This is a genomic window from Nocardiopsis protaetiae (genome assembly GCF_045446735.1).
GTDB lineage: Bacteria > Actinomycetota > Actinomycetes > Streptosporangiales > Streptosporangiaceae > Nocardiopsis > Nocardiopsis protaetiae.
In genome coordinates this window covers 1-2,764 of record NZ_JBJJBV010000465.1, presented here as the reverse complement: position 1 = coordinate 2,764, position 2,764 = coordinate 1, and the positions used below count along the sequence as shown (strand labels likewise).

4 protein-coding genes are annotated in these 2,764 nt (G+C 71.6%); all 4 read right to left on the bottom strand.

The features are described from left to right. Positions 1-974, bottom strand: a 974-nt coding sequence (locus ACJOT3_RS33900) for a glutamyl-tRNA reductase (protein ID WP_406977218.1), incomplete at its 3' end; no start/stop codon positions are given. 163 nt (positions 975-1,137) lie between these two features. Further along, complete coding sequence (locus ACJOT3_RS33895; RefSeq protein ID WP_406977217.1) at positions 1,138-1,833, bottom strand: redox-sensing transcriptional repressor Rex; 696 nt, start codon at positions 1,831-1,833, stop codon at positions 1,138-1,140. Positions 1,834-2,214: 381 nt separating this feature from the next. Further along, complete coding sequence (locus ACJOT3_RS33890; protein ID WP_406977216.1) at positions 2,215-2,481, bottom strand: glutaredoxin family protein; 267 nt, start codon at positions 2,479-2,481, stop codon at positions 2,215-2,217. A gap of 34 nt (positions 2,482-2,515) precedes the next feature. Beyond that, on the bottom strand, positions 2,516-2,764 hold a 249-nt coding region (locus tag ACJOT3_RS33885), incomplete at its 5' end, for a MoaD/ThiS family protein (RefSeq protein ID WP_406977215.1).

Below are 2,764 nucleotides of genomic sequence, written 5' to 3'. Positions count from 1 at the left end.
CGGGTGCGGCCCGCGGTGACGGCGGCGACGGCCTCGGAGGTCAGCACCAGGCCCTGGGCTCCGGTGCAGGAGATGACCAGGTCGACGCCGGGCAGGACCGCGGCGGCGTCGGCGAAGGGTACCGAGCGGGCGGTGACGCCGTCGTAGGCCTCGGTGAGGCACTCGGCGAGGCGGTCGGCGCGCTCGCGGGTGCGGTTGGCCACGATGACGGTGGCCGCGCCCTGGCGGGCGACGGTGTTGGCGGACAGGGCGCTCATGGAGCCCGCGCCCAGGATCAGGACGCGCATCCCGGCCAGGGGCCCGGCGGTGGCGCGGGCGATGCCCGGGGCGTCGGCGGTGTCGCCGCCGGCCGCGGACATCGGGCAGCCGACCGGGGGCGTGGCGCCGATCTCCTGGACGGTGCGGTCCGCGGTGACCTCGCCGCCGCCGGTGGGGCCGGCGCCCAGGCGGCGCAGGGCGACGGTGAGGCCGAAGCTCACCATGTCCGCCCCGGCGTGGTCCAGGTGGGTCTCGGTGTGGGCGCGCTTGCCCACGCGCAGGGCGCGCTGGCCCAGGTCGTTGAGGACGCGGCCGACGGAGCCGGTCTCCTGGCCGGACTTGAGGGCGTCGCGGACCTGGCCGAGGATCTGGCCCTCGCCGAGCACCATGGAGTCCAGGCCGCAGGTGACGGAGAACAGGTGCTGGACGGCGCGGTCCTCGTAGTGCACGTACATGTGCTCGGAGAGCTCGGCCAGGGGGACGCCGGTGTGCCAGGACAGCATCTCGGTCACGGCGGCGACCCCGCCGTGGAAGGCGTCGACGTCGGCGTAGACCTCGGTCCGGTTGCAGGTGGAGACCACCATGATCTCGTTGACGGACTCGGTGCCGAGCATCTCCTCGACGGCCTTGGCCCGTGTCTCCCCGTTCAGCGCGACGCGCTCCAGGAGCGCCACCGGCGAACTCCGGTGGCTCAATCCCACGGCCAGGACACTCATCCGCATTCTCCTATGCAGGGCACTACATCAGCGTCTCTTCATGCTCCGCCAGGGTCTCCGCACGCTGCGGGCGACCCCCCGGAAGCGCGGCGGACGCTCGCTCACCGCCGCCGCTCATGCAGGCCTCGCGACCCGGTCCGCGGGGCGCGGCCCCGCGGTGTGTTCATGTCAGTTCCAGTCCCGCCGGTTCCGCGCCGTGGCCCTCGTCGCCGTTGCGGCGCTGCGCGTGGAAGGCGAGGATCTGGAGTTCGATGGACAAGTCGACCTTACGCACATCGACCCCGTCCGGCACATTCAGCACCACCGGGGCGAAGTTGAGGATGCTGCTCACCCCCGCCTCGACGAAGCGGGTCGCGACCGCCTGCGCGGAGGCGGCCGGCGTGGTGATCACCCCGATGGAGACGCCTTTGTCGCGAACAACGGACTCCAGGGTGTCAATATGCCCGACGTCCAGTGAGGCGACGCGCCGCCCCACCATGGCGGGGTCGGCGTCGAGCAGGGCCGCGATGCGGAACCCGCGGGTCCCGAACCCCCCGTAGTTGGCCAGAGCGCGGCCCAGGTTGCCGATGCCGACGATGGCGACGGCCCAGTCCTGGGTGAGACCAAGTTCACGCGAGATCTGGTACACGAGGTACTGGACCTCGTAGCCGACCCCCCGCGTTCCGTAGGACCCCAGGTGGGAGAGGTCCTTGCGGAGTTTGGCGGAGTTGACCCCCGCGGCCGACGCCAGGTCCTCCGAGGAGACGGTGAGGGTGCCCCGGTCCTGGAGCGCCTGCAGGGTGCGCAGGTAGATGGGGAGCCGGGCGACGGTGGCCTCCGGGATTCCCCTCTCCCGGGGCCTGGGCGGACGACGTGTCACGGGCGGCTGCTCCTGAGGGCGGGTCGTGCGGGCGCGGGGCCGGAGGGTTGTCGGGTGTCCCTAGGTTACGCGCTTGTGAAAGGACGCACAAAGTGGGGTCGGTTGTGACGCCGCGCTCATAAGTTCCCAGCGGCGGCCCCGGTGAGTCGCCGTCGGCGGCCCCGGCCCGCGGGCCGTACAGGCCGACGGGGCGGGGATGATCCGACGATCCCGCGCCCGAAACGGGTCCGATGGGATGTGGTGTTATCCCGTGTCCCCCCGCGACCGTTCCGGTGGTGAAAAGCAGTGAATGGGAAACCCGTTCACACAACGATCCCGCTTTCACGGCGGGGCGATTTCGGCGGGTGAACGGCGGACGCGTGGAAGGCCGGTGGAAGGCCTTCAGCCGTTGAGTGCGGCGCGCAGGCGGGCCTCGTCCACCCGCCAGAAATCGTGCCGGGCGCCGTCGACGAAAGTGACCGGGATCTTGTCCCAGTACTCCTCGCGGTCGGCCTCCCCCACCTCGGCCAGGGACACCTCGGCGCGGGTCGCGCCGGACTCGGCGGCCACCGCGTCGATCACCTTCCAGGCGTCCTCGCACAGATGGCAGCCCGGCTTGCCGAGCATCACCACGCGCGCCCGCCCCGCCCACGCAGGGATTTCCGTCATGTTTCCTCCGGATTCCGCAGCCTTTTCCGGCACCTCACCCACCCGCGAAGGGCGGTAGGACCTCGATCACAGTCCCATCCGTGACCGGAACGTCACCATGGGCCCGGCGGCCGACCGGCTCCTCGCCGATCAGGAACGAGGAAACCCCGAGAACACGCTGGAAGCGGTCGTCCGGGTGCAGCCGACGCGCCGCGTCGAGGGCCTCGCCGAGAGTGGTGGCCTCGACCGGATCCTCGGCGATTCCCGCCGCTTCCTTGGCCGCGGCCCAGTACCTGATAGTGCA